Below are 25,892 nucleotides of genomic sequence, written 5' to 3' on the forward strand. Positions count from 1 at the left end.
GAAACGCTTCAGCAAGGGGTTTTGTAACTAAATTTCTCGCAAAATCAAGGAATCAGGGCGTTATTCCTCCTCCAGGGCATTATCCAGCCATTGATGAGTAAATTGCGCCAGCGGCACGGCTTCAGAATAAAGATAGCCCTGACCAATCGTGATACCGCGGGCCAGCAGCCAGTCACGCTGTTCACTGGTTTCTACCCCTTCAGCAATGACATCCAGGTCAATAATGTCAGCAATGGCCGCCACGATACGCACCATCGTGTCGTCCTCAGGCAACGCGGCAACAAAGCTGCGATCCATTTTCAGTTTGTTAACCGGTAAGGCTTTAAACTGATGCAGGTAGTTAAGATTGGAATAGCCCATCCCAAAGTCATCCAGTGCAACGGCAACGCCGGTTTTTTGCAACATCCGCAGCAGGGAAATAGCCTGCTCAGCATCGCCCATTTGCGCGGTTTCGGTAATCTCCAGCACTAATGTGCCTGGCGCAATTGAATGGCGCGCCAGCAAGGATTGCAGATGATTCACAATGCTGACATCGCGTAACTGAACGGCAGAAATATTGATACTCAGCGGGACCCTCATCCCATGGCGCTGCCAGCCAGCCAGAATGCGGCATGCTTCTTCAAATACCCAGCGGCCAATCGCTGAAATCACCCCGATTTCTTCCGCGCTGGCGATGAACTCTTCGGGTAATCCGTACCGGCCGTCCGCCTGACGCATACGCAGTAGTGCCTCCGCACCCGCCAGCCTGCCGGTGCGCATATCAATCTGGGGTTGCAAATAGAGGGCAAACTGCTCGTCGTGCAAGCCCTGTAAGATATCGTGTTCCTGAGTTAAGCGCTTTTGCGCCCGTTCGGTGAGGGCGGCATCATAAAACAGGATCTGATTTTTGCCCTGACGACGGGCTGACATCATTGCGGAGGTCGCACGATCCAGCATCTCATTAGCCCCCGTCGTTTCATCTTCTTCGCTTAACGCCAGACCGATACTGGCATTGGGTCGCAGTTGTAGCTGATGCAGAGTGACAGGCTGATTAAGGCGAATCATCAGATTGCGGGCCAGCCGCATCGCGCGAAAGGGGTTGCTGGCTGATTTCATCAGTAAGACAAAATCACTGGTAGCAGTCTGTGCCAGCAATGTCTGATCATCAATGGTGCTGCGAATTTTCTCAGCCAGCGTCAGCATCAACGTATCGCGCTGTTCATCACTGAGTACACCATTCGCTTCCTGCAGGGTTTCGATGCGTATCACCATCACACTAAAAGCATGGCGACGAGCGCGGATAAACTGTTCCAGTAAAGCTAAAAACAGCGCCCGATTCGGCAGATCGGTGACGTCGAAATGCGTTGTTAACCGACTCATCTGATCATGAATGGACTCAAGCACCTGCTGGTTGCGGTTATAGCTGCGAATCAACATACCGATTTCATCGTCACGGTGATCGGCTGGCACAGACAGTTTGTGGGTCAGAATCGCCTGCGGTGGCAGTTCCTGTATTTCACGGGAGATACGGCGCAGCGGATGCACCACCAACCGGTTTATACACCAGCTAATTGAAACGGACAGGATGAGTGCCAGCAGCAAATAGGTGATGATCATCGTGGAGAACGTGCTCAGAATAAACTGGTAAACACGAAATGAATTCGCCTGCAGTACCAGATAAGCCAGCGGCTTCGGTAAACCGGTATGCTCAACAGAGTAGAGCGGTAAGGTGATTTGCACCGGCAGTTCAAAGATCCTGGCGATCAGTCTGGGAACGGGTTTCTCGTTTTCGAAGTTCGCATGCAGCGCCTGGAACGCATTCGGCAGCACCACATCAGCACGCGACAAAATCCCGGCAGGTTTTAACGAATTAAGAATGCGTTCAGCCTGAGGGATGTCCGCTTTCAGCACCGCTTCAGACAGCGGCTGACGCACGGTATGCGCGATATTCTCCATCTGCTGGGCGTAGTCGATTCTGCGCTGTTGCACAAAATGAAACAGTTGGATAACGATAAAAATGCTGATGGTCACTGTCGCTATCAGCGAGACTGTCGCCATCTGTTTTATCGTCAGCGATCGGCTTACGCGCAAAAATTCACTCCCGGCTCGTGACGAGCGTAGACATCAGAAAAGAAAAGCGCGTCAAGTATATCCTATCGCAAGATGTATTTGTGGCTTAAGGGGGCGGAAGCAGACGAATCGGAATTGCGGTCACGTCAGTGACCATAAGAAAAGCGGCATGCCGGAACAGCATGCCGCAGAGCGGGCATCAGGCGCTTAGTGCTTCTCCTGCCAGGCTGTCCAGGTCAGCAACTGGAGGCTGGCAGAAAAGTAGTTCTGCCCGGGCGACAGCTTGTCGCTCAGGTAGCCGGTTTGGTTCAGCACCAAATCCCGTACCGCCAGTAAGCCGCCGTCCATATTATAAGGGGCCGCCGTATTGGCCAGAACATCAAACCAGGCTGGCGTATTCGTGCGACTATAACCTTGCCAGAGGCGCTGAAAGGGGCCCAGCGCCAAGCTTTGCGGATCGTACCACCAGATGTTGAGCGGGACGCGAATCGCGTCATAACTGAATCGGTTTGAATAGCCCACCGCTGGCGCAACGGAACCATCCGCATTCAGCGCTACCCAGTCCAGCGGCAGGTCGCTGTTGCCGAAATGCATTTTGCCCAGCAAGGCCATTCCACCGTCAATCAGCTTATTCCATACCTGTAGATGGCTGCGCTGGCCAAACTCCTGCCAGGCAACAAACAGAAAATAAGACGGGTTCAGCACCACATAGCTGTTTTTGTTGAAACCCTGCGCACCGGGCATCAACACGGTGTAACCGCCGAAATTCGCCACATCCAGTTTTACAATGGCACGCTGAATGCGGTCTGATTCCTGTTGGTAATCTGCGACGTTCCACTTTTGCGCCGCACGCTGTAACGCCCAGGCAATTAACACATCGCCATCAGAAGCATTGTTTTTATCCGCTACCGGATCCTGTGCTCCGGGAATATAGCGCCAGTAGAACAGATCGTTTTGCGGATTTCGCAACGTGGTGCGAGTCCATTTCCAGAGCCGGTCAAAAGCCGCGCGGTCATCGTAGGCGACCGCCAGCAACATGCCGTAACCCTGCCCTTCGGTATGGCTGACATTATTATTTCCCGTATCAATAATGCGCCCGTCTGACTGCAGGAAGCGGCTTTTGTAGGTATCCCACCCGTTGGCCATCGCCTGAGCACTAAAAAACATCACCATAAAACAGACCAGAATTCCTGACCACACTGACTTAAGTCTCATCAGAGCACCTTATTGATATCGGAAATGCAACGTATTGCCGTCATTAAGCTCCAGCGTCACCGGTACGGCTTTACTGCCGCCCTGCCCCTGAAGCCAGCCGGAGAAAAGCCCCGCGAGAATGGCAGCAAATGCCGTCTGCCAGTCGGCGGCAGGCTGATAACTGTCGCCTGCGGGTGCAGCGTGGTGCTTAATTAAGATGGCACTATCCTGCGGCTGTAACTGAACAAACCCCCAGTTGAAGCGGGCCAGTTGCAGGTTACATTCACGCTCCAGATCCTGCACGGTACGGGCTGCGGGCAACGCATAACGTGCCGCAAGTGATTCACCCATGTTATATAAAAAAGCCGTGGCCTGCTCCTGGCCCGCGTTGGCAATCATGCCTTCGACCAGAACGCTGACCAGATCAAACCAGCCAGGCTGATGTGGGTGGCTCGGCCCACTCAAAGCTTCACTCATTAGTTGTCTCCGAACAGGTAGCGGAAATAGAGCTGCGCGCTGCTTTCGTTATAATCACCAAAGGTGTCATAACCCAGTTGCCCGCCAATCGTGACATCTTTATCGATTTTATAATCGGCACCTGCATGCAGGTTGTAACCTACACCGTTTTTACTGTTGCCCTCGTAGAAGGCGCTTTTGACATGCCCGTTGGCGGCCAGCGCTTCCAGCTGTGCCTGACGGGACGGATCGTTCGGGAAGTACGCACTCTTATCCTGGCTGTAACTCTGGTAACCCAACGCGCCGCCAATATTCACCTTCAGGTCATCGAAGGTGCGCGTGAAGTCGATCGGGAAGGAGATGGACGCATAATCCTGCGGGCTAAAATAGCCACCCTGTCCGTAGCTGAAGTAGCTGAGATTTTTTGAGAAATCCATCCACGATAAACTCATACCGACTTTAAGTTCACGATCGTCAGCATGGAATGGACGAACATAGACGCCCGCATTGGCTTGCAGGTTGTTGTTACTGGCTACGTTTTCACCTACATAGCTGTAAGCGCCAGCCCCGACATACATGCCGGCGTCGCCATTATCGTAGCTCAGTAAGGCATTACCGCCGTTTTTGGTGACGTTCCCCCAACGCTTGCCGCTGGATTTATCTTCAGTCCCGACATAGGACAGCAGACTGTCAGTAATCGCACGCCGTTCCCCGGTCAGGATAAGCGTCAGGAAGTCCGTGATTTTGGGCGACCACTGCACACCACCGACCAGCGTATTCAGGTCCTGGCCCAGCGGCGTACTGCCTAAATCCACTTTGTAGCTGTCGCCCTTAAGCGCCAGGCTTAGCTCAACCCCAGAGGCCGTTTGCGAATTGGTCGAGGCCGTCGGCACGTCGTCCACTTTTGCGCCATTGGCCGCCACCACTTTGCCTTGTTCCAGTGCGTTGGTGCCGAAACGCCGCCATGCATCGCCCGCAGCGCTGCCCGCCGTCAGTGACACTGGCGTCATGGTAAAGTCGAACCGTGCGTCGCCGAACGGCACAGTTGAGAAAGTGAGTGGAGCTTTCGCTTCCGTCAGCTGACTCAGGCCCGACTCACCGTCACGTCCGCGTACCTGTACCGTGCCCTGTGCCCAGGTGCCCGTTTTTTCCTGGAGGGTTTCCATCATGGCATCAATATCATGTAACGTCTGAGCCTGCTGAGAGGGAACATTCGTCGTACTGGCCACGGTGGCATCCGGCGATGTGCCTGATGAGGCCGGCGCAACCTGCCAGGGCAATACCGTGCCATACGTCGACGGCGTGCGCCCAACAGGCGAAGTGCTGCGGTTCACAAATGGGTTGTCAGCGAGTGCCAGTCCGCCGATGGTTGGCGTGGTGCCGGGCTGCGCACCTTGCAGACCGATAATTTGTCCCCGCGCCGTTCGCAGATAACGCATGGCCTGGCTATGGTCGCCATTGGCTTCTGCCACCTGCGCGAGGAGCAACTGACGTTGCGGCGTCGGGTCGGGCGTCAGGCCACGGGCCAGTTCATTGGCACGCTGCACATCGTTTTGCGCCAGGGCAACATTGATCGCGCCAACGCGCGCGTCCTGCGACGGCGTATCCTGCGTCATTAAGTAGTCATAGACGACGCCCGCGTCTTTATTCATTTTGCCGTCCTGATAGAGACGGGCCATGGCAAACATTAAATCGCGGTTTTGTGGATCGCGCTGCAGCGCGCCAATTAACTTATCGTACGCGGCGGCGTACTGTTTCTGCTGACGCAGACGATCCACCTCGTTAATCAAATAGCCTTCACGCAAGTCGGCCAGTTGCTTAGGCGTACTGCGTGCCTGCAGCGCAGGCGTGCTCAGAAAACGTTGTGCTTCACTCTCAAGTCCGGCCTGGTTCAGCACGGCCACCTGTGCAGCATAGTCACCGGCATTGCCCTGAACACCCCGTTGCATATTGCCACGCACGACCGCTACGGCACCGGCAAGATCGCCGGCTTTTGCCAGTTTCTGTGCCAGATTTCCCGCATCAACCGGATTATCCGGCGGGTTGACGGCAAGGGCTTTTAACGTATTCGCCGCTGCCGCATCAGATCCTTGAGCCAGATACTGATCGGCCGTGGCCATTTGCAGATTAAAATTTACCCGCTGTGCCAGTTCCCGCATATCACGCGTTTGTGCACTAGCGGGAATACGGGCCAGCAATGCGCTTGCCTGCTGCCAGGCACCACTTTCGCTGGCGTTTAACGCACCGGCATAAAGCTCAGCCGTGCTGGCGCCGTCGCGCATCACTGGCTGCATCACGCTCGCCGCCTGGATTGAATCACCTTGTTGCCGATAAAGTCGCGCCAAATCAAGGCGTAACCAGCCATCCTGCGGATAGCGCTGAATGCCCTGCTGCAAGGTGGCGATAGCCGCACTGATGTTGCCCGCTGCCACCTGCCGCTTCGCCAACTGGCGAACAGGATCGACGCTGCTGCCACGCGGCGCCACACTTTGTCTGACGCTTTCTGGCAGCGAAGCCAGTAATGTATTGGCCTCCGCAGTGCGATTCTGCTGGCGTAACACATAGAACAGCCCTTCGCGCGCATTGCGGTTATCCGGATCGTTTTTTAAGATCGTGCGATAAGCCTGCTCAGCCTGCTCAGGTTGATTGCTTCGACGTAACACATCAGCGCGGAATAAGCCTGCTGCCACGCCTTTTTCGCCTTCCGCCTGAGTAAGGGGGGCGCTGAGTGCCAGTGCCTGCGCACTGTCACCGTTTTTAAATGCCTGTTGGGCGTTGGCTAACTGGGCATAAAAACGCGCATCAGCAGCCTGCTTCTGCCGATCGGCGCTCTGATCGCCGCCCAGTTGTGCCGCGCGCTGCAAGTAGTCCGCCGCCTCCTGATAACGGCCTTCTCGTTGAGCCACATAACCCATGCCAGCCAGCGCATCCGCATCCTGGGGGTTCGCCTGCAGCACTTTGCCAAAACTGGTTTCTGCGCTGTTCACATCACCGCTGTTCAGCGCGCTAAAACCTGCCCCCTTCTCCGCGCCGCCGACATTTTTACGGTAATAGTCCATCACCGCAGTATCCTGGGGATGACGCTGCTGCCAGGTTTGGTAAAGCGGCGCATCTGAAGCCTGGGGGCCCAGCCATAAAAGTGCCTGGCGAAGAGAGCGATCGGCATCCTGATTGCCGCTGGCCAGTGTACTGAGCAGCTCAATCCCTTCACGTCGGGTTGAATCCTGATATGTCAGTGCTTTTCCCAGCGCCAGTCTGGCCCCCATATCCTGCGGATGCTGAGCCGAAAACTGGCGCAATGCTTCAATCGCCTGCGGCAGCAGGGCACGGTCACCCGCCATGGTCAGGTAATATTCCGCAGCAACGCTGGGGGGCGGCTCATTGCCGCTAAAGGTATTGCGCCAGGTTTGCAAGGCCGCCGCGATATTGCCACTCCGCGCCTGCTGGCGAGCCAGGGAGAGCTGTGCCTGAGGAATGCTTTGCAGCTGGCGAGCGTTATCCAGTTCAGCCAGGTGCGGATCGTTGGGCGAAACCTGGCTGAGGCGCGCACGGTACTGCATCGCACCCGCATTATCGCCACTTTGCTGAGAATAGAGCGCCAGCAGGTAAAGTGCCTGGGTGTTATCAGGCTCCACCATTAACACTTTCTGCAGGGACGCCTTCGCCAGATCATCGTGCGCTTTTTGATGCCAGTAGGTTGCCTGATCAAATAACGCCTGCAGCGCAGGATTGCTGCTCTCCGCTGCCTGAAGCGGCAGAGATAAGGCGATTGTCCCGCCCAGCACTAACGCGCGACAGATCCCGGCACTGATTTGGTTTTTATTCATTATTATGGCCCTTACTTCTTACCGGCATCGCGATTATCATTTGCCTGCAGTCGACGCGAGGCATGTCGTTTCAACATGGCCCACGCGGCACTGCCTACCACGGCGGAAAACAGCAGTGCAGCCAGCGCCATTAATACCGAGTGCTGGTTGGCATACCATACCACCATCATGTACCACGGCATTTCCCCACTGGGAAACTGCGGCCCAACCCGGAAACTTCGGATGCCATTCTCATCGGTAATAATGGCAGTATCGCCTCTTACCGCCGCATTAATGCGGGCAGAGCTGAGGTCACCATGTAATCTCAGCAACTGGTCGTCACTGGTAGCAACCGCCATCACGACCAGACGATCCGGGTTCCATGTCGAGCGGTAACTCAGAAAACCACGCCAGGACTCATTCGAAGAGAAATAGCGATCGGCATCCAGTGGTTGACGATACCAGTCACCCATCAGCCAGCTACGCAGTTTTTCAAGCGTGGTCGGTTCTTTCACACCCAGCGCGCTGCCGTTAGCGTCATAAGGCGAGTTTTCGAGCATTGCCTGATTGAATGCGCTGTTTCCGGTCGTGCTCACGGCCAGTAAATCCGTTTGCTGAACCCGTGCCAGGTTATTGCCGCCGTTTGGCAGACCAAACAACACCTGATTCTGTGCCAGGACAACACCCGTCGCATTTCCCGCGCGAGCGGACAGATTTAACAGCGTGGAAATTTCCGCATCGCTGGGCTGCCCGGGCAGCAGTAGTGTGGTTTGTGAAAAGTCCGCCAGACGGGAAAACGGAAACGAAGCGCCCACAAAGTAGGACAGATTAGGCAACATGCTAAAGTGCCGCGTGTGACTCAGATCGATCCAGGAGTCCTCTTCAATTCGGCTCTTAATATTGTTGTTGAGTAACACGCCGCAGGGCGCATCCGCCTTGGGCTTAATATTAAAATAGAGCGCCAGCTGGTTATCGCCGTAAATCAGATAGGGATCGAGGTTAATCTGGTAATGCTCCTGACGCGCATCGCCACCCAGGCGGTGCCAGACGTTTTCCAGAAGCCCCTCTTTATTGACGGTCAGATTACGCAGGAAGGTTCCGTTCAGGGTGACATTGAGCAGTGAGTTTTTCTCATCAATCCAGGTCTCTGACGGAAAGCGGTAATGCAAATGGAGCGGAACCGTATCCCCATCCCACAAAAACAGATCGGGTGCTGCGCGGAAATTAACCCGCATCGCATCGTGCCAGATACCGGTCGCGGTAAGGCTTTGATCTTTGCGCAACAGCTGACCCAGACGGACAGGATGGAGCGTATTGATCCAGCGAGGCGCATCGTAAGGACTGCGACTGGCAATGGATTGCGGCTTAACCTGTAACATGCTGCCATCGGTAGTCAGGGGCTGGGTTGTCAGACGATTCGCGGCCTGGCGCAACTGATTTTCGTCTGCGCCGCTCACCAGCAGCAGCTTATACACCGGATTGCCTGGATTATCGACCATTTGCAGGGTGGGCCCTGAACTGGCAGGAAAGGTCAGTGTGCCAATCTTGTCACCGGGATGACCAAACAAGATGCCGTTTTTTTCCGGCAGCGTACCGCGGACAACCGGGAAGCTGATGCCGCGGTAATCACTTTGAATGCCCAACCAGGATGCCACCAGCACTGCCGCAGTGACCGTGTCGGGTGAAACGCTGTTGGTAAAGGCAAACGTGACATCCGCTGCGGTCATACGTTGCGGGTCAATAAATGGCCGCGGGAAGTTACGCAGGCTGGTGCCAATATTTAACTGCTGGCCTTCAAGGCTCAACATCGTTTTGGGCAGAATAGTCACCTGATACTGTTCCGCACTGTCTTTTTCGCACAACAGCTTATCGGCGTCGTTAATTTTAAAACTCAGGTTGTTGTTGGACACGATCATGGCCGCCGGAATGTCCAGCTGGTAATCGCTTTCATCACTGTCGCCCGAACCTAACGGCAGCGTACCGAGCGGTTGGCCGTTTAACATTAACTGCAGAGAGGTATTACGTGCCGCCAGCGCCTGGGAAACGCGCAGCGACAGGTTAAGGCGTGCGTTGGTCACTACCTCATCGCCTGGCAACGTAAACAGGATACCCGATTGCAGTTGACCACCGGTCAGCGTAATCCCCTGCCGCTGCCCCATTTGCGCCACGCTCAGTGTGCTGCTGACGGGCTGATTGAGCATGCTGCTGGCCATCGCGGTCGCCGTAGCCTGACCCGGTGCATAAGGGGTTGCACCCGCCGCCGCTTCCAGGGCCGGTTCTGCGTTATCAAGCCCCGCCGGTGGCGGTACGCTCGACAGCGCGCTGCTGTCATGGGTGACGGTAGCAGGGCTGCTGGCAGACGGCGCAGCGGCTGTCCCGCCATTCGGCATCGCCGATCCGGAAGCCGCCTCATGAGTTGAGGTTGATACCGCAGGGTTCTCTGCCCCGGTGCTGGCTGCTGGGGCTGCGCTGTTATTCAGCCCGGCATTGCTGTCTGGCGCTGGGCTGTTGTTTGGTGTGGTATTGCTATCCGGTGCAGTCCTCATGATCGGGGCAGCACTGCTATCTGGCACAGAGCTGTTGTTGATTACTGCGTTGCTGCCAGGTGCGGCGCTGTTGTTGAGGGTGGTATTACCATCCGCTGCAGTCCTCATGATCGGGGCAGCACTGCTACCTGTCGCAGGGCTGTTGTTGATTACTGCGCTGTTATTCGGCACCGCGCCACTTTCCGGTGCCGCGCTGTTGTTTAACACCGCATTGCTGTCCGTGGTCTGGCCGTTATTTACCGCAGTAAGGCTGGCGTTATTACCGGCAATGGGCGCCTCTGCCGACGCCGGCAGAGCCCACAATGCAGCCGAAAGCGACCCTGCAAGCATCGACTGTATCAACATTCTCATACTGCACTGTCCTCTTTCACCGCCACGTTTTGCGCTCCGCCTTTACGTTTCTCACGGCGATCTAACCAGGTCAGCCAGAACAGTTCGAAAACAGTACGAATAATGGTACCCAAAGAAGTAAGGGGGTTATCTTGCTTATATTCAGGCTGAATCCATGCATCCGCTCGCGCCAGTACCACACGCACCAGTTCGCGACGACGCGACAGCGGCATTGCGCCAAAGCTGAGACGAATGCTCTCTTCATCGCCGGAAATTTTGCTTGCCGGGATAGTAATCGTGCCGGATTTCAGCAACAGATCGATCTCTTCAATCGTGTCATGCTCATGACGGTTATCCGGTGCGTCCAGATGCGCGCCTCCCATTGAGAGATCGCTGGTCATAGTGCGCGAGGAAATACCGCTGGCGTAATGAATAATGGCCGGAATCTGCACCTCGATACGAATCGTTTTTCGTACCTGCTTGGTTTCACGCGCGACCGCAATCGCGGCCATTAAAATAATTAAGCTGAAGATCGCCCAGCCTACGTTAAGGGCAATCACGTAAGGATCGACACCAAAATAGTCATGCATCGTCGCACGCACGATACCCGCTACGATGCCAATGCTGAGCAATAGCGCAACGATGACGTGCGGGCGAACAATATGGAAATCGAAGAAGCCCTGATCCAGTACGCCGCCTTTGTCCGTTACGTTAAATTTGCCATGCTTAGGTGACAGCAATGTCAAAATCGTCGGAATCACCAGGTGGAAACACATGACGGTTTCATAAATTTCCCCCCAGAAGGTGTAGCGGAAACGGCCATTCATACGCGAGTTTACCGACAACGACAGCACCAGATGAGGCAGGACATAAGCAAAAATAAGCGATGCTGACGAATGGATAATATTCAGATTGAACAACAGATAAGCCAGCGGCGCGGTCAGGAAGATGACGCGCGGCAGACCAAACTGGAAATGCAGCATGGCATTGAGATAGCAAAGCCGCTGTTGCCACTTTAAGCCACGACCCAAAAGTGGGTTATCGACGCGGAAAATCTGCGTCATTCCGCGGGCCCAGCGGGTACGTTGTATTACGTGCAGGCCCAGACGTTCAGTCGCCAGACCTGCAGCCAGAGGAATGGCCAGAAAGGCCGATCCCCACCCACGACGCTGCATTTTCAACGCCGTATGGGCATCTTCGGTCACCGTTTCGACGGCGAAACCGCCAATCTCTTCCAGCGCAGAACGACGAATGACGGCACAGGAACCGCAGAAGAAAGTCGCGTTCCAGTTGTCATTACCCTGCTGCACCGGACCATAGAACAGCGCACCCTCATTAGGAATACTGCGCGCTGCGCGCAGATTGCGTTCAAAAGGATCGGGCGAATAAAAATAGTGCGGCGTCTGTAACAGTGCCAGCTTAGGATCTTTCAGGAACGGGCCCACCGTTGCCTGTAAAAATGTGCGGGTCGCTACGTGGTCGCAGTCAAACACGCAAATCAGTTCACCTTTTGTGATCTTCATTGCGTGATTAAGATTACCGGCTTTGGCATGGCTGTTATCGTCGCGCGTGATGTAGCCCACACCCACGTCGGCCGCGAAAACGGCAAACTCCCGGCGTTTTCCATCGTCAAGCAGGTAAACCTTTATCTTGTCACGCGGATAGTCAATGCACTGTGCGGCCAGAACAGTGTCACGTACGACATCAAGACTTTCATTATACGTGGGAATATAGACATCAACCGTTGGCCACAGGCTGGTGTCCTCCGGCAGGGGTTCAATCGTTCGCTTTAATGGCCATGTGGTTTGCAGGAAGCCGAGTATAAGGATCAGCCAGACATACAGTTCCGCAATATATAAGCCAATGCCAAGAATCGCTTCGATTTCAGAATTAAAATACAGTGTTTCCGTCGTCCGCCACCATATATAGCGGGATGACATCAGGGCGGAAAGAATAACCATCACTACCGTTATTTTACGGCTTTTACTGAACCCCAATAAAAACACCATACCAATGCTAATCAAGCCAAAAATATACTGTTTTTGACTATCCATCGGCGTGATAATAATCACCGCAGCAACAGGTGCAAGCACCAGCAGCAGCAGGTAAAACCCAAGTTTACCCATGACCCACCCTGAAAGAGCTGTTTTTTTTAACCTGCCGGAGCAGGTCATTACATTTAGTAGTTACCGGTGTTAATTTGCGCCTGAACTTCGCCATTCCCCACCGTGATATTCAGAATACTGGCGACACGCCTGGTGATCAGTTCGATATCAAAGGCAGCAGCAGAGGCAGGGCTGAAATCATAAACGGATTGCTGCGAGGCGTTGGCCTCACCCACACTTTCATCACGATGAATCTGCCCCAGGAGCGTATCGCCCAGCCGTTGCTGAAGAAAAGCGGTCACATCGCGATTGATATTCCGGCGATTGTCGCACTGGTTGAGGACAAAATAGTGACCGTGCCGGCTGTTCAGCGGCTGCCCAATCAGGCGGTTTTCTTCAATATGGGGTAACAGTGACACGGAGGCGGTATCCGCCAACATAACGACCAAATGCATATCGGCTAACGCCCTGATGGCTTTAAGCGCAGGTCCGGGTCCGGGAGGAAAGTCCGCTACCATCACCAGGCCGGGATAGTTCAGTAACGTATCAAGGCCTCGCTTGAGAAAATGCGGGTCTTTAGTCAGATTCTCTTCGAACCGCTCACGCTGGGCTTCGGTAACATTGCCGTAAGGCAGAACAAAAATGTTCCCTCCGGTCGTCAAAATAGACTGGCTCCAGTCAGCCTGCTCTTCTGAGCGAGCAACGAAACCCCGTCCGTCATTCAGGGGAACGCCGAAATGAAGACGCAATGCATTCTGTACATCAAAATCAATTGCCAATACCTTGCTACCCGATCGGGCCAGACTCCAGGCCAGATTGGCTGCCAACGTAGTTTTTCCCACCCCACCTTTGGGCGAGCACACACAAACTAACGGCATAAGGCAATCTTCTCCAGTAACGGTTTTAATAACGTTTCTTTAGGTAAATTCTCTGACGCGCTGTTACGCGCACGGAACAGATCGCTGAAGCGACCGTTCTCTGCTTCAGGACGTGCCGGGATTGAGGGGGCAGTGTCAGGTGCCGTTACCGGCGCATGCGTCTTCTGTACGGCGACCCCGGCCTGAGGCGTTGCTGAGGATGTCGGGAACAGGGAAGAGGAAGCGTGTGAAGCAGGCTCAGTCACGTCAGGAAGCGGCTCGCTGGCTGACAGGCTGTTTATGAGGGAACGGGAAGAGGCAGATGCAGGCGTCGACACCTGCGCGCTCTGAGTTAACGCTGAACCCATGTCCAGACTAAACTCATCACCCTGAATCGGTTGTGGCTGGGGTAAATCAATACGCTGGCCACCACTAAACGGCATTTGCTGATCGTCACTCGCCAGTTGACGAATGAGAGACCATTTACTTTTCTCCGCCGCTTCCTGCGATTGGCCTGACATATCCTGAAAGGCGATATCGAGCGTTTTTGTCTTTTCCTTAAAACGCTGTAAGTCGTCGTAATTCTTCATACACCACAACCTAAAACATAGGGAGGATTTTTCCAGGAATATATCATAATAATTTGAACACAGTGAGATAATTCTGATTGCAAAACCAACAGATTCAATAAGAAAGCTTAATGCTAATTAGTTGTGTTTAGCAAAAAATGAGCACTAACTCACATATATTTCGTAAAATTATTGAGACAGCCTTAAGTAAAATATCAGCCTCAATGATTAAGATCTAAGTATCTACTAACCCGGGGAGCATGGCTAACACAACTCCTTGTATTGGAAAGCAAAAAAAAGCTGTCTCGTGTACTGTCGTTTTTACAGCATTCAGACGTTGGTGCTTAAGGGTTGTGAGAATATTGAATTATGGTTGGTAAAGTATTACTACGCGAATGCGTGGCCAACAAAACCTGTATTCTTCAAATCCGGCGGCACGTCACATCCCAGGATTTATGAATGCCGCGAACGGGCAGAGGAAGAACGTGCCACTAACCAGCGGTGCTTTTGGCGATGAGTGACGCCAGGAAGGTAACGACAGCGTTGCGGGCTTCTACAGTCAAGCGGAATCACCTGTCGTTTACCTACAAGGATTCCGCCTGACAGGACATCTCTAGCGCGTCACATCACCTGACGCAATCAGTTGGTTTTCATCCTGATCAACCGCAAAGCAGGCTATCTGCTGGTCGCCGTACTGCTTCAGTTTCGGCTGTAACTGAACGCAGGTGCCAAAACGGCGACGGCAGCGCGCATTGAATGCACAGCCCGGAGGCGGATTGAGCGGGCTGGGGAGTTCACCGGTCAGCTTGATACGTTCACGACGATCGTCAGGATTCAGACGTGGCGTGGCCGACAGAAGCGCCTGGGTGTAAGGATGGCGGGGATGAGCAAAAATCGCCTCTTTACTGCCCTTTTCAACGCAGCGTCCCAGGTACATCACCATCACGTCATCTGCAATATGTTCAACCACCGACAGATCGTGAGAGATGAAGACATAAGACAGCCCCATGTCTTGCTGCAGATCCATCATCAGGTTAAGCACCTGCGCACGCACTGACACGTCCAACGCCGAAACCGGTTCATCTGCGATTAAGACATCCGGATCGAGCATCAGGCCACGCGCAATCGCAATACGCTGACGTTGTCCTCCGGAAAACATATGGGGATAACGGTCATAGTGCTCGGTTTTCAGACCGACTTTGGCCATCATTTCCAGCGTTTTTTCACGCCGCTCGGCTTTAGTGAGCGAAGTGTTAATGATCAGCGGCTCTTCCAGAATCTGGCTGACTTTTTTACGCGGGTTTAGCGAACCATAGGGATTTTGAAACACGATCTGAATTTTCTGTCGACGCAGCTTTTGCGCCTGCGGATCGTGTTTTAATAAATCCTGACCATGCCAGTAAAGCTGCCCTTCCGTCGGCGTTTCAATCATAGTCAGTAAACGGCCTAACGTGGATTTGCCGCAGCCTGACTCCCCCACCACGGCCAGTGTTTTTCCGCGCTCCAGGTTAAAAGAGACACCATCCAGCGCTTTGACCAGCCGCTCCTGACCAAATAAGCCTTTTTTCACCGGATAGTGTTTTTTCAGGTCAATAGCCTGCAGCAGATAGTCGTGCTTCGTTTTCTCAGGACTCATAGGTTGGTCTCCCGGCATCGTCCAGCGGATAGTGACATTTGGACTGACGTCCCGGAATCGTCCGCAGTTCAGGTTCTTCTTTACGGCAGCGATCGTTAGCATAAGGGCAGCGTGGATTCAGCAGACAGCCCATTGGACGATCGTATTTGCCTGGCACCACCCCCGGCAATGAGGCCAGGCGTGCTTTATCGGCCGCGAATTCTGGCAGCGCACGCAATAACGCCTGCGTGTAAGGATGACGGGGGGCTTTAAAGATATCGGACGCTTTGCCGCTCTCTACTACCTGGCCGGCATACATCACAATGATATGGTGGGCCGCTTCTGCCACCAGTGCCAGGTCGTGCGTGATCAGGATCAGCGCCATGTTTTCCTGCTTTTGCAGGTCCAGCAGCAGTTCAATGATCTGCGCCTGAATCGTCACGTCCAGCGCGGTCGTCGGTTCATCGGCAATCAGCAGCTTTGGACGACAGGCGATCGCCATCGCGATCATCACGCGCTGGCTCATCCCACCAGACAGTTGATGCGGATACACATCCAGCCGCGAGGCCGGATCGGGAATCCCCACCTGATTCAGTAGATCAATCGCCCGCTGGCGGCGGGTACTTTTATTACCGCCCTGATGGACCTTAATGGCTTCCATGATTTGGTAACCCACGGTATAGCAGGGGTTCAGGCTGGTCATCGGGTCCTGAAAAATCATGGCCACTTCGGCGCCCACCAGCTGACGGCGCTCTTTTTCAGAGATACGCTTTAGATCGCGTTGGTTGAATTCGAGTTTTTCCGCCATCACCTTACCGGGGAAATCGATCAACCCCATGATAGCCAGAGAACTGACGGATTTACCCGAACCCGACTCACCGACAATGCCCACCACCTGGCCCTGTTCAACCTGATAACTGATGCGGTCTACTGCGCGGAACGGTGCCTTATCGTCGCCGAAATGCACCGATAACTTATCTACATTTAATAACGCCATCTCGGTGCCTCTTTACTGCTTGAGTTTCGGGTCGAGTGCATCACGCAAACCATCGCCCATCAGGTTAAATGCCAGCACGGTCAGCAGAATGACTAATCCGGGGAACGTCACCACCCACCAGGCACTTTGCGCGTACTGCAATACGTCGGAGAGCATAGTGCCCCACTCCGGCGTTGGCGGTTGCGCACCCATACCGAGAAAGCCCAACGCCGCCATATCAAGAATGGCGTTGGAAAACCCTAACGAGGCCTGAACAATTAACGGGGCCAGGCAGTTAGGCAGAATGTTCACAAACATCTGACGCAGCATACCGGCACCGGCGACACCTGAGGCCGTCACATAGTCACGATTGACCTCAACCAGTACCGCCGCGCGTGTCAGACGGATATAGTGCGGCAGCGCGACAAAGGTCAGAGCAATAGAAGCATTGACGATCGACGGACCAAAAATGGCGACCAGAACAAGGGCTAACAGCAGGCTAGGCAGCGCCAGCATAATGTCGACCAGACGCATAATCGTGGCATCAACCGCTCCACCGATATAGCCCGCCAGCAGGCCGAAAATCACGCCAAAAATCAGCGACAACACAACGACCATGCAGCCCACCAGCAAGGAGAGGCGCGCGCCGTACATCAAACGCGAGAGGATATCGCGCCCCACATCGTCGGTGCCCAGGATATAGCTCCAGCTTCCTCCCTCCTGCCACACAGGTGGATGCAGCAGGGCATCACGGAACTGCTCCGCCGGGCCGTGCGGTGCCAGCACCTCGGCAAAAATGGCAATCAACAGCATCAGAATGATGTAAACCAGCCCGATAACCGCGCCTTTGTTACGTTTAAAGTAGTGCCAGAACTCCTGAATCGGGGTCATCGGCTTAGGTGCGACATTCACACTCGCGGGATCAACGACAGACATGATGCCCCCTTATTTCTTATGACGTATGCGCGGGTTCACCACGCCATACAGCAGATCAACCAACAGGTTGACCAGGATAATCAGGATAGCCGTCAGCAGCACACCGCCCTGCACGACCGGATAATCACGGCGTTGCAGCGCTTCGATCAGCCAGCGCCCCAAACCCGGCCAGGAGAAGATGGTTTCGGTCAGGATGGCCCCTGCCAGCAAGGTGCCCACCTGCAAACCGATGACCGTCACAACCGGCAACATCGCATTACGCAGAGCGTGAACGACGATAACGCGCATACGCGTCAGGCCTTTCGCCCGGGCGGTGCGGATATAGTCTTCACCCAGCACTTCCAGCATAGAAGAGCGCGTCATGCGCACGATGACGGCCAGCGGAATGGTGCCCAGCACAATCGCGGGCAGAATCATATGCATGACGGCATCTTTGAAGTCGCCAGGCTCTCCCCAGATGAACGTGTCAATCAGCATAAAACCGGTCAACGGATGGCTGTCGTCCAGAAACACCGTATCTGCCACGCGACCTGAAACCGGTGTGAGATTGAGCTGGACCGACACCAGCATAATCAACATGATGCCCCACCAGAAAATCGGCATCGAGTAGCCGGTCAGGGAAATCCCGACCGCGGTGTGATCGAATACAGAACCACGTTTTACTGCGGCCAGAACGCCAACCGGAATCCCCACGGCGACGGCAAACATCATGGCGCAGATCCCCAGTTCCAGGGTGGCTTTAAAGCGCGGGACGAATTCAGTCCATACAGGAATGCGGCTCTTCAGTGAAATACCTAAATCACCGTGCAGCACACCGTTGATATAGTGCAGATACTGTTTCCACAGCGGCTGATCGAGCCCCATCATCGCCATTAACTCAGCATGGCGCTCAGGGGAGATACCGCGTTCACCTGCCATGATCAGCACCGGATCGCCCGGGATCATATGCACAAACGCGAAGGTCAATAATGTAATACCGATGAACGTTGGGATGACAAGCCCCAGACGCCGGAGTATGAACTGCAGCATAGGCGTAATTCTCAGTCGTTTTCCTCTGGCCCTGGCCAGAGATAACATTGCTCATTAACCGCATCCCGCGACAGCAGAACGCGACGCAGGAAGCGCTTCTTTTTGTAAAAGTAATTAGCCGGAAAAAAAAGAGCAGATAACAGGCGACCTGACACGGTCGCCTGAGGGCCGGTAAAACCGGCCCTGACTGCAGTAATCCGAAAGGTTATTCCTGAATATCGACGGTATCGAAGTGATGTTTACCTAATGGATCAACGACATAACCAGTAACTTTCTTGCTTACAGGCTCATAAACGGTTGAGTGAGCGATGATCAGCGCAGGCGCCTGGTCATGCATGACAACCTGAGCCTGCTTGTAGTACTCAATACGTTTGTTGTGATCGGATTCCGCACGTGCTGGCTGAATCAAATCTTCAAACGGCTTGTAGCACCAGCGCGAATAGTTAGAGCCGTCTTTCGCCGCCGCACAGCTGAACAGCGTTGCGAAGAAGTTATCGGGATCCCCATTATCGCCAGTCCAGCCCATCATGACCGTCTGGTGCTCACCCGCTTTGGCACGTTTCAGGTACTCGCCCCATTCATAGGTGACAATCTTGGCTTTCACGCCAATTTTCGCCCAGTCAGCCTGAATCATCTCTGCCATACGGCGCGCGTTCGGGTTATAAGGACGCTGAACCGGCATTGCCCACAGATCGATAGAGAAACCATCCGGCATACCGGCTTCTTTCAGCAACGCTTTGGCTTTCTCTGGATCGTAGGCATAGTCTTTAACATCGTTGTTATAACTCCACATTGTCGGTGGAATCAGGTTTTTCGCTGGCTGGCCGGCGCCCTGATAAACCGCATCAATGATGGCTTTCTTGTTTACCGCCATGGTCAGTGCCTGACGCACTTTCACGTTATCCAGCGGTTTTTTCTCGGTGTTGAATGACAGGTAACCGACGTTCAGACCTGGCTGCTCCATCAGGTTAATTTTGCTGTCTTTCTTCATGCTGGCGATATCAGCCGGATTCGGATACGGCATGATCTGACATTCGCCTTTCTGCAGCTTGGCGTAACGTACTGACGCATCGGGGGTAATCGAGAAAACCAGACGATCGATTTTTGGCTTGGTTCCCCAGTAATCCGGGTTGGCTTTGTACAGGATACGTGAGTCTTTCTGGTACTGCTGAAGCACAAACGGCCCGGTGCCCACTGGATTCAGGTCAATTTTTTCAGGCGTGCCGGCTTTCAGCATGTTGTCAGCGTATTCTTTGGACATGATGGAGGCGAAATCCATGCCCAGATCAGCCAGGAAAGGCGCTTCAGGACGCGTCAGCACAAAGCGAACGGTATGATCGTCTACTTTTTCGATTTTGCTGATCAGCTTTGGCATATCCATACCTTCAAAGTACTCGTAGCTGCCGCCAGAGACGTTGTGGTACTTGTTGTTTTTGTCTAACTGACGCTCAAAAGAAAACACGACGTCATCCGCGTTAAATTCACGCGTAGGTTTGAAATCTTTAGTCGTTTGCCATTTCACGCCGTTGCGTAAATGGAAGGTATACGTTTTGCCATCAGCGCTGACGTCCCACTTTTCAGCCAGTCCGGGTACCAGTTCGGTCGTACCCGTTTTGAATTCAACCAGACGGTTATAGATTGGAACAGAGCTGGCATCGTACGTCGTACCCGACGTAAAGAGTTGCGGGTTAAACCCTTCCGGAGAACCTTCAGAACAATAAACCAGGGTTTTCGCCTGAACACCTGCGGCTACGGTCATGGCGACGAGGCTCAGACCGACCTTCAGCATCCTGGATTTGGCCAGGGAGTTGATCATGCTTTTGCTCCATTGTGATGTGTTGTTGTGTGCATTGCCCGACCTCTGGTTTTTTTATGCGGTTCAGGCGGTCCACCCTGAGCGGGTGATAAGAGTGAGATATTTTTGTTTTGATAATGCTGATTGATAAGTACCCATCAGAAAAATCTGTATCTGCACCGTTATTGACGCATCAATTTGTCAACAGTTGCAAAGAACGTCAATACAACGGTTAGTTATTTACACAGAGTGTGAGGAATAGCAAGCAACGATAAAAAAAACCCTGCGCGCGCTAACGCCCTATATTGCACAGTGGCGTGGCTTTATTTCCACGCATTCTGCTACCACAGTCATCGTTAAGCAGTCATTACCACTAAATAAAATCGTACATCATTTAGCGCCAAATGTTGGATATCTGAACGATTCCCTGTGCGTTATGACGTTCATACAGCGGAAAATGCTGATATTTTCCCGCAAAAATTTAACATTTTGCTTTTTTACAGTATAACCAAAACTTATATTTCGCCTGCCAGCATCCCTCAGACAACAAGGCCTGCATCGCATTGAGACGGCAAAATAGCGGTCTGTCATGAAATTGCGCTGCAAGGATGTGTTATTGGTTTTTCACAAAATTACTGACATGAGATTTTCTAATAACAAACCCATAAAGGCTTGCTGTGATGACGTAATTTTCACAACACGTTATAAGCCCCGTCATAAACACAGGTGACGATGACTATGTCAGGCCGCAGCAAAAAAGCTGTTTTATCATTGGGTTAAAAACTAAACAGAAAGAGTAAAGACGGCCTCTTTATTAACGAAACCCTGCGCATGCACGGCGCAAGCTGCCTTCGGCGGTTCTCCCCCGCTTTTATTGAGGCGAAAAAAACCTGTCTTTGCAGACAGGTTGCTTAAACAGGATCGGCGAGAGAGGATTAGGCTTACTGCGTAAGCCCCCTTCGGGCCGTTGCGTTCGCAACGTTGTCTCGCTTCGCCCGGCGCAAACCTCCTCCGGAGGTTCTCATCCTCTTTTATTCAGGCGAAAAAAAACCTGTCTTTGCAGACAGGTTTCTTAAATATGGTCGGCGAGAGGATTAGGCTTACTGCGTAAGCCCCCTTCGGGCCGTTGCGTTCGCAACGTTGTCTCGCTTCGCTCTCCTCCGGAGGTTCTCATCCTCTTTTATTCAGGCGAAAAAAAACCTGTCTTTACAGACAGGTTTCTTAAATATGGTCGGCGAGAGAGGATTAGGCTTACTGCGTAAGCCCCCTTCGGGCCGTTGCGTTCGCAACGTTGTCTCGCTTCGCCCGGCGCAAACCGCCTCCGGAGGTTCTCATCCTCTTTTATTCAGGCGAAAAAAAACCTGTCTTTGCAGACAGGTTTCTTAAATATGGTCGGCGAGAGAGGATTCGAACCTCCGACCCACTGGTCCCAAACCAGTTGCGCTACCAAGCTGCGCTACTCGCCGATGGGGGCGCATGTTACTGCTCCCCCTGATAAGCGTCAACCGCTTTTTGCGCTTTTAAGGCCAATCGCCTGGAAAGCAGGCGGTCAGCGGCTTCTCGGCGTTATCAATCCAAAATCCCTGTGTGATTACAGCGCTTTAGTCGCCGTTCTGGCTGGCGCCTGACACCAGTTGTTCGCCTGCTTAATTCCACCATCGGGCGAGGTATAACCCAGGCAGCCCAGAATCGTATCAAACAGCTCAACATGACGATGGGTTTTGCCCGTACGCTGTTGCGCCTGCAGTCGTTCAAAGTTTTCGCGATTCGTAGAGTCCGCCAGGTATTTGTCCGATGCCCAGACCATCATCGGCACGCGGAACTGCTCTGGTGGTGCCATCTCACGCGGCGTGCCGTGCAAATGCATATTGTCGCTAATCGATTCACCATGATCAGAGGCATAGAAAACAATCGCTTTCTTATCACGCAGCTGATCCAATACGCTGTCCAGCATGCTGTCGACGTAGAGTACCGAATTATCATAGGCATTAATCAACTGCGCTTTGCTACAGGTTTCATCCACGCCCATGCATTCAGGCTGGTAACGCGCAAAACTGCGCGGATACCGTTGCGAATAGAGGTAATGGGAACCTTTGGTATGTAACACAACCAGATGCTTACCTTTTGGATAACGCTGCAATGATGCCTGCAGCTCAGGTACAAGCAGCATATCATCCACTGACTTGCCCTGATTGCGTGGTTCTGAACCGATCTGCTCACGGAAAGAGAAGTTATTAGCGTTGATGTTATCGTAGAACCAGACTTCACTCTGCATCGCAAACAGCTCTGAGGTGAAGCCTAGCTCTTTCATTACCGCGAAAACATTTTGCTCTTTTAACGTCCGGCCAGGATTATCCATGGTGCCGCCTTCACGTACAAACATACAACGTAAAGACAGCTTGGTCGCGGTATCACAGGATTCACCGCGGAATGCGACCAGATTCTTCTCCTGAGAAAGCTTCGGCGTGGTATTACGCTCGTAGCCCAGCAACCCCATATGGTCCCAGCGCGTGGTTTCGCCGATAACAAACACAACGTAAGTATCATCTAAGCCCGGCGGCGCAACATAGGTAAACTTTTGGGCAGGATCCAGCAGTTCATGGTTTTCCAGCGTTTCGTCGACTTTCGTCCAGGTAAACAGGCCCAGCGCGGCCAGCCAGTTAGAGGGTAAATAGGAGTGCGCAACTACGCCGCCATAACTGGGCAGATCGATATTGGTCACTTCCTCATTGTTTTTTTGCAACTTATCAAGGTAGCGGATGGGCAGCCAGACGAGGGCGACGCAAGCCAGCAGGATAAGCGTCGGCTTAAGACGCTGTCCTGGTGTGCGCAGCTGCTCATTGAGCGTCATGCTAAGACTGTTACGCCAGATGAAGAACAACGGCAGCGCACTGGCCAGGACCATCCACAAAATGAAGTGATAGCCCACGACCTCTTTAGACAAATCGGTATCGGTTGTCATCACGGATGCAACAATGCCATAGCCGATAACCACATTAAAAAAGGCCATGTAATAGGCGGCGGCGACAGAAATCAGCACGATCAACGTGGCCAGAATACGGTAAAACACTCTTCCACCCAGCGATAACAGCCGCATCAGGAAAAACGTTAACAGTACGATAGCCACAACCTCTGTAAGCGCGGTGAGCCAGGCTGTCACGGTTGAAGTTGTCAACAGTCCCGCAAAGCGGCGATAAAAAATCGGCAAATTCAGCAGTATACCGAGATACAAAGCCAGCAAGAGCGACAGCTTTTGCTGTGTTAATGATTTTATATAATTCATGAAAAATGGAGTTTCCCCGGACTAAGCGCTTAACCAAACGTTAATCTGACTGCCATATTTCTGCAGAGTTCGCGAATTAAGCAAGCCGGTTAAATAAGAAGAGAATTCTGAGCGTTTTGACATGCCCTGATATAAAGCGGCACAGTTAAGCACGCGGCCACGCTATAAACCAGAAAATAATCCTGTTCAGCACGATCCGGGAAGTGGGCCAGAAGAGAAAGTAAGGAAGGGCCCGGAACCAGGCCCTTGATCGCTTAGCGAATAATGTTCAGTGTTACGTCAATATTGTTACGTGTGGCATTTGAGTAAGGACACACGATGTGCGCGGCGTCAACCAGCTTCTGTGCTTCTGCTTCATCCATGTCAGGCAAGTGGATATTCAGCGTCGCTTCGATACCAAAACCATTTGGGATTGGACCAATTCCGACTTCACCTTCAATCCATGCATCTTTTGGCATCGCAATCTTGTCGCGGCCAGCAACAAATTTCATCGCACCCAGGAAGCAAGCTGAGTATCCCGCTGCAAAAAGCTGCTCTGGGTTAGTGACTTCGCCACCTGCGCCGCCCATCTCTTTTGGCACACCCAGTTTGACATCCAGCACGCCGTCAGAAGACGTTGCGCGGCCATCACGACCACCGGTAGCTTTAGCTTTTGCACGGTAAACCACTTGTTCTAAAGACATCGCTTTTCTCCATTGCACTATTTAATCGCTCGCTACTCATCATAACATAGTCGAACAGTGAAGGTTAATTTACTGCCTGTACTCATTAGAAAATTTAGCGCGGAGCCATCAGTTTGTCACGTAACTGGTTGAGCTGTAGCTTAAGCGCATACATCTCGTCCTCGCTACAGTCTGACGCACACTGAATGTCATCAGGAATACTTTCAGCCTGCTGACGTAAAGCCCACCCGGCATCCGTTAAGCTGACCACCACCTGACGTTCATCCTGACGGGAACGCTGACGGTTGATTAAGCCCGCATTTTCCAGACGTTTCAATAGCGGCGTCAGCGTCGCTGAATCCAGAAAAAGCCGTTCGCCTATTTCTGACACCGTGAGTGAATCCTGTTGCCACAGCACCAGCATGACCAGATATTGCGGATAGGTAATATCCATCTGGCTAAGTAACTTGCGATAGACTTTATGCATCGCCAGATTGGCGGAATAAAGTGCGAAGCAAAGTTGCTGATCGAGCAACAGTGGCGCTGCTTTCACTTTTTTGTCATCTTGATAACTGTTCATGGAAGTAATATAGATAGCACACTAGTTAATTGCAAGCAATTTATGACAGCCGGGGGTAGTGCATGCAGGATTCTTTGGAAGAACAGGCACGACGCTATGCCACGCAGGTCCATGCTGAATCAGGACAGCGGCGTAAATATACGGATGAGCCCTATATTGTTCATCCGACAGCCGTGGTGGAGTTGGTCAGAAGCGTAACCGATGACCCGGTTATGCTGGCCGCTGCCTGGCTGCACGATACTGTAGAAGATACGGCGACGACACTCAACGATATTGAAAATCATTTCGGCCCGGAAGTGGCCCGACTGGTTGAAATGCTGACCGATACCGCCCCCACGCAGGCAAAAAATCGGGCAGCCAGAAAAATGGCGCATTTCCGTCATACTGCCCAGGCCAGTCCTGAAGCGCAAACTATTAAGCTGGCCGATATTATTGATAACACACGGGCCATCGTCCGCTTCGATCCGCACTTCGCCCGCGTTTACCTGATTGAAAAGAAAATTCAGATTGGCCTGCTCAAAGAAGGCAGTGAAATACTCTGGCATCAGGCCTCGACAAATATTGAAAAGGGCATTGCACAGCTAAGTCAGGCACCGTACAGCGTGCCCGAGAACTGGTTTATAAAGCAGGCAGCGCGCTACGGCGGGTTACGTTGACGCTGACTGAGTATCTTTCTCACAACAGGTAAACGCCAGCCATAGTCGAATCTGAACGCAGCGCTGGCTGTACCGGTTCCCGAAATGCGTCACCGGGCCTGTCATCCGAATCCCTGTGCTGCGAGTACGCCGCTGTTTTTTCCTGATGGCAGACGCCGTGGAAACGTAACGGTGTAATAATAACGACGACAGGGCCAGCAATAGGCTTTTGAAAGAGATCCAAAACCAGGTTAAATCAGTAATAATTTACCTTTAACGAGCACACTTTTATTACTGTGATAATAATCACGATAGCCTACAAAAACGATGGACTTATAAAGATAATAGAATAGGGTAATATGATGTTTAATGAGAGTTGAAACATTATGATTATCTTAAACAATCCTGCCCTGTTATCTAAATGGTTTAACCTTGACAATATTATCGTCAATCATCGCCCTTAATCCTT

At 52.8% G+C, this 25,892-nt stretch carries 18 protein-coding genes, 1 tRNA gene and 3 other RNA genes; 2 read left to right on the plus strand and 20 right to left on the minus strand.

The window, feature by feature from the left end; translation table 11 throughout:
• Positions 1-60: 60 nt before the first annotated feature.
• The 20 genes from hmsP to C7433_RS17875 form a co-directional block, all read right to left on the minus strand.
• Positions 61-2,070, minus strand: a complete 2,010-nt coding sequence (gene hmsP / locus C7433_RS17780; RefSeq protein ID WP_110268655.1) for a biofilm formation regulator HmsP — start codon at positions 2,068-2,070, stop codon at positions 61-63.
• Positions 2,071-2,256: 186 nt separating this feature from the next.
• Entirely contained in the window at positions 2,257-3,264 is a 1,008-nt protein-coding gene (locus C7433_RS17785; RefSeq protein ID WP_033737323.1) for a glycosyl hydrolase family 8, read from the minus strand.
• Positions 3,265-3,273: 9 nt separating this feature from the next.
• Entirely contained in the window at positions 3,274-3,720 is a 447-nt protein-coding gene (bcsD, locus tag C7433_RS17790) for a cellulose biosynthesis protein BcsD (protein ID WP_039339205.1), read from the minus strand.
• Positions 3,720-7,526 (minus strand): cellulose biosynthesis protein BcsC, encoded by a 3,807-nt coding sequence (locus tag C7433_RS17795; RefSeq protein ID WP_039339203.1) that lies wholly within the window; start codon positions 7,524-7,526, stop codon positions 3,720-3,722. Before C7433_RS17795 ends, bcsD begins: the two co-directional genes overlap by 1 nt.
• A gap of 11 nt (positions 7,527-7,537) precedes the next feature.
• Positions 7,538-10,402 (minus strand): cellulose biosynthesis cyclic di-GMP-binding regulatory protein BcsB, encoded by a 2,865-nt coding sequence (gene bcsB, locus C7433_RS17800; protein WP_110268656.1) that lies wholly within the window; start codon positions 10,400-10,402, stop codon positions 7,538-7,540.
• The gene (gene bcsA / locus C7433_RS17805; protein ID WP_006121414.1) at positions 10,399-12,507 is read right to left on the minus strand and encodes a UDP-forming cellulose synthase catalytic subunit; all 2,109 of its coding nucleotides are present in this window, start codon (positions 12,505-12,507) and stop codon (positions 10,399-10,401) included. The genes bcsB and bcsA overlap by 4 nt, the downstream gene beginning before the upstream one ends.
• A 53-nt stretch (positions 12,508-12,560) precedes the next feature.
• Complete coding sequence (gene bcsQ / locus C7433_RS17810) at positions 12,561-13,364, minus strand: cellulose biosynthesis protein BcsQ (RefSeq protein ID WP_054634734.1); 804 nt, start codon at positions 13,362-13,364, stop codon at positions 12,561-12,563.
• On the minus strand, positions 13,355-13,933 hold the full coding sequence (gene bcsO, locus C7433_RS17815; protein ID WP_006121412.1) for a cellulose biosynthesis protein BcsO: 579 nt from the start codon (positions 13,931-13,933) through the stop codon (positions 13,355-13,357). Before bcsO ends, bcsQ begins: the two co-directional genes overlap by 10 nt.
• 592 nt (positions 13,934-14,525) lie before the next feature.
• Entirely contained in the window at positions 14,526-15,548 is a 1,023-nt protein-coding gene (dppF, locus tag C7433_RS17820) for a dipeptide ABC transporter ATP-binding subunit DppF (RefSeq protein ID WP_039339199.1), read from the minus strand.
• Positions 15,538-16,524: a dipeptide ABC transporter ATP-binding protein gene (gene dppD, locus C7433_RS17825; RefSeq protein WP_006121410.1), complete on the minus strand. Its 987-nt coding sequence runs from the start codon at positions 16,522-16,524 to the stop codon at positions 15,538-15,540. Before dppD ends, dppF begins: the two co-directional genes overlap by 11 nt.
• 12 nt (positions 16,525-16,536) lie before the next feature.
• Complete coding sequence (gene dppC, locus C7433_RS17830; protein ID WP_006121409.1) at positions 16,537-17,439, minus strand: dipeptide ABC transporter permease DppC; 903 nt, start codon at positions 17,437-17,439, stop codon at positions 16,537-16,539.
• 9 nt (positions 17,440-17,448) lie between these two features.
• Positions 17,449-18,468: a dipeptide ABC transporter permease DppB gene (dppB, locus tag C7433_RS17835; protein WP_033737316.1), complete on the minus strand. Its 1,020-nt coding sequence runs from the start codon at positions 18,466-18,468 to the stop codon at positions 17,449-17,451.
• A gap of 205 nt (positions 18,469-18,673) precedes the next feature.
• On the minus strand, positions 18,674-20,284 hold the full coding sequence (gene dppA / locus C7433_RS17840) for a dipeptide ABC transporter periplasmic-binding protein DppA (protein ID WP_006121407.1): 1,611 nt from the start codon (positions 20,282-20,284) through the stop codon (positions 18,674-18,676).
• 897 nt (positions 20,285-21,181) lie between these two features.
• Positions 21,182-21,309, minus strand: a non-coding RNA gene (locus tag C7433_RS17845) — RtT sRNA.
• A 33-nt stretch (positions 21,310-21,342) separates the two neighbouring features.
• Positions 21,343-21,458, minus strand: a non-coding RNA gene (locus tag C7433_RS17850) — RtT sRNA.
• A 33-nt stretch (positions 21,459-21,491) separates the two neighbouring features.
• Positions 21,492-21,619: non-coding RNA, RtT sRNA (locus tag C7433_RS17855), on the minus strand.
• Positions 21,620-21,652: 33 nt separating this feature from the next.
• A tRNA-Pro gene (locus C7433_RS17860) sits at positions 21,653-21,729 on the minus strand.
• A gap of 125 nt (positions 21,730-21,854) precedes the next feature.
• Positions 21,855-23,546: a kdo(2)-lipid A phosphoethanolamine 7''-transferase gene (gene eptB / locus C7433_RS17865; RefSeq protein WP_006121406.1), complete on the minus strand. Its 1,692-nt coding sequence runs from the start codon at positions 23,544-23,546 to the stop codon at positions 21,855-21,857.
• 254 nt (positions 23,547-23,800) lie between these two features.
• Positions 23,801-24,229, minus strand: coding sequence for an organic hydroperoxide resistance protein (locus tag C7433_RS17870; protein ID WP_006121405.1), 429 nt, complete (start codon positions 24,227-24,229; stop codon positions 23,801-23,803).
• 94 nt (positions 24,230-24,323) lie between these two features.
• A complete protein-coding gene (locus C7433_RS17875; protein ID WP_033737315.1) occupies positions 24,324-24,788 on the minus strand; it encodes a MarR family winged helix-turn-helix transcriptional regulator in 465 nt (154 codons plus the stop codon).
• 62 nt (positions 24,789-24,850) lie between these two features.
• Between C7433_RS17875 and C7433_RS17880 the strand changes: the two genes are divergently transcribed.
• Both C7433_RS17880 and tnaC read left to right on the plus strand, forming a co-directional pair.
• A complete protein-coding gene (locus C7433_RS17880; RefSeq protein WP_054688580.1) occupies positions 24,851-25,444 on the plus strand; it encodes an HD domain-containing protein in 594 nt (197 codons plus the stop codon).
• Between the two features lie 365 nt (positions 25,445-25,809).
• Complete coding sequence (tnaC, locus tag C7433_RS24155; RefSeq protein WP_071988795.1) at positions 25,810-25,887, plus strand: tryptophanase leader peptide; 78 nt, start codon at positions 25,810-25,812, stop codon at positions 25,885-25,887.
• Positions 25,888-25,892 lie beyond the last annotated feature (5 nt).

It is taken from the genome of Pantoea sp. PNA 03-3 (genome assembly GCF_003201175.1).
Lineage (GTDB): Bacteria > Pseudomonadota > Gammaproteobacteria > Enterobacterales > Enterobacteriaceae > Pantoea > Pantoea stewartii.

What these genes read in the sequence shown, in the direction of transcription:
- C7433_RS17875 (WP_033737315.1), bottom strand. Translation starts at nt 24,788, where the DNA reads ATGAACAGTTATCAAGATGACAAAAAAGTGAAAGCAGCGCCACTGTTG.
- bcsB (WP_110268656.1), bottom strand. Translation starts at nt 10,402, where the DNA reads ATGAGAATGTTGATACAGTCGATGCTTGCAGGGTCGCTTTCGGCTGCA.
- dppD (WP_006121410.1), bottom strand. Translation starts at nt 16,524, where the DNA reads ATGGCGTTATTAAATGTAGATAAGTTATCGGTGCATTTCGGCGACGAT.
- dppB (WP_033737316.1), bottom strand. Translation starts at nt 18,468, where the DNA reads ATGCTGCAGTTCATACTCCGGCGTCTGGGGCTTGTCATCCCAACGTTC.
- eptB (WP_006121406.1), bottom strand. Translation starts at nt 23,546, where the DNA reads ATGAATTATATAAAATCATTAACACAGCAAAAGCTGTCGCTCTTGCTG.
- bcsA (WP_006121414.1), bottom strand. Translation starts at nt 12,507, where the DNA reads ATGGGTAAACTTGGGTTTTACCTGCTGCTGCTGGTGCTTGCACCTGTT.
- tnaC (WP_071988795.1), top strand. Translation starts at nt 25,810, where the DNA reads ATGATTATCTTAAACAATCCTGCCCTGTTATCTAAATGGTTTAACCTT.
- bcsQ (WP_054634734.1), bottom strand. Translation starts at nt 13,364, where the DNA reads ATGCCGTTAGTTTGTGTGTGCTCGCCCAAAGGTGGGGTGGGAAAAACT.
- C7433_RS17795 (WP_039339203.1), bottom strand. Translation starts at nt 7,526, where the DNA reads ATGAATAAAAACCAAATCAGTGCCGGGATCTGTCGCGCGTTAGTGCTG.
- C7433_RS17880 (WP_054688580.1), top strand. Translation starts at nt 24,851, where the DNA reads ATGCAGGATTCTTTGGAAGAACAGGCACGACGCTATGCCACGCAGGTC.
- dppC (WP_006121409.1), bottom strand. Translation starts at nt 17,439, where the DNA reads ATGTCTGTCGTTGATCCCGCGAGTGTGAATGTCGCACCTAAGCCGATG.
- dppA (WP_006121407.1), bottom strand. Translation starts at nt 20,284, where the DNA reads ATGATCAACTCCCTGGCCAAATCCAGGATGCTGAAGGTCGGTCTGAGC.
- dppF (WP_039339199.1), bottom strand. Translation starts at nt 15,548, where the DNA reads ATGAGTCCTGAGAAAACGAAGCACGACTATCTGCTGCAGGCTATTGAC.
- bcsD (WP_039339205.1), bottom strand. Translation starts at nt 3,720, where the DNA reads ATGAGTGAAGCTTTGAGTGGGCCGAGCCACCCACATCAGCCTGGCTGG.
- bcsO (WP_006121412.1), bottom strand. Translation starts at nt 13,933, where the DNA reads ATGAAGAATTACGACGACTTACAGCGTTTTAAGGAAAAGACAAAAACG.
- C7433_RS17870 (WP_006121405.1), bottom strand. Translation starts at nt 24,229, where the DNA reads ATGTCTTTAGAACAAGTGGTTTACCGTGCAAAAGCTAAAGCTACCGGT.
- C7433_RS17785 (WP_033737323.1), bottom strand. Translation starts at nt 3,264, where the DNA reads ATGAGACTTAAGTCAGTGTGGTCAGGAATTCTGGTCTGTTTTATGGTG.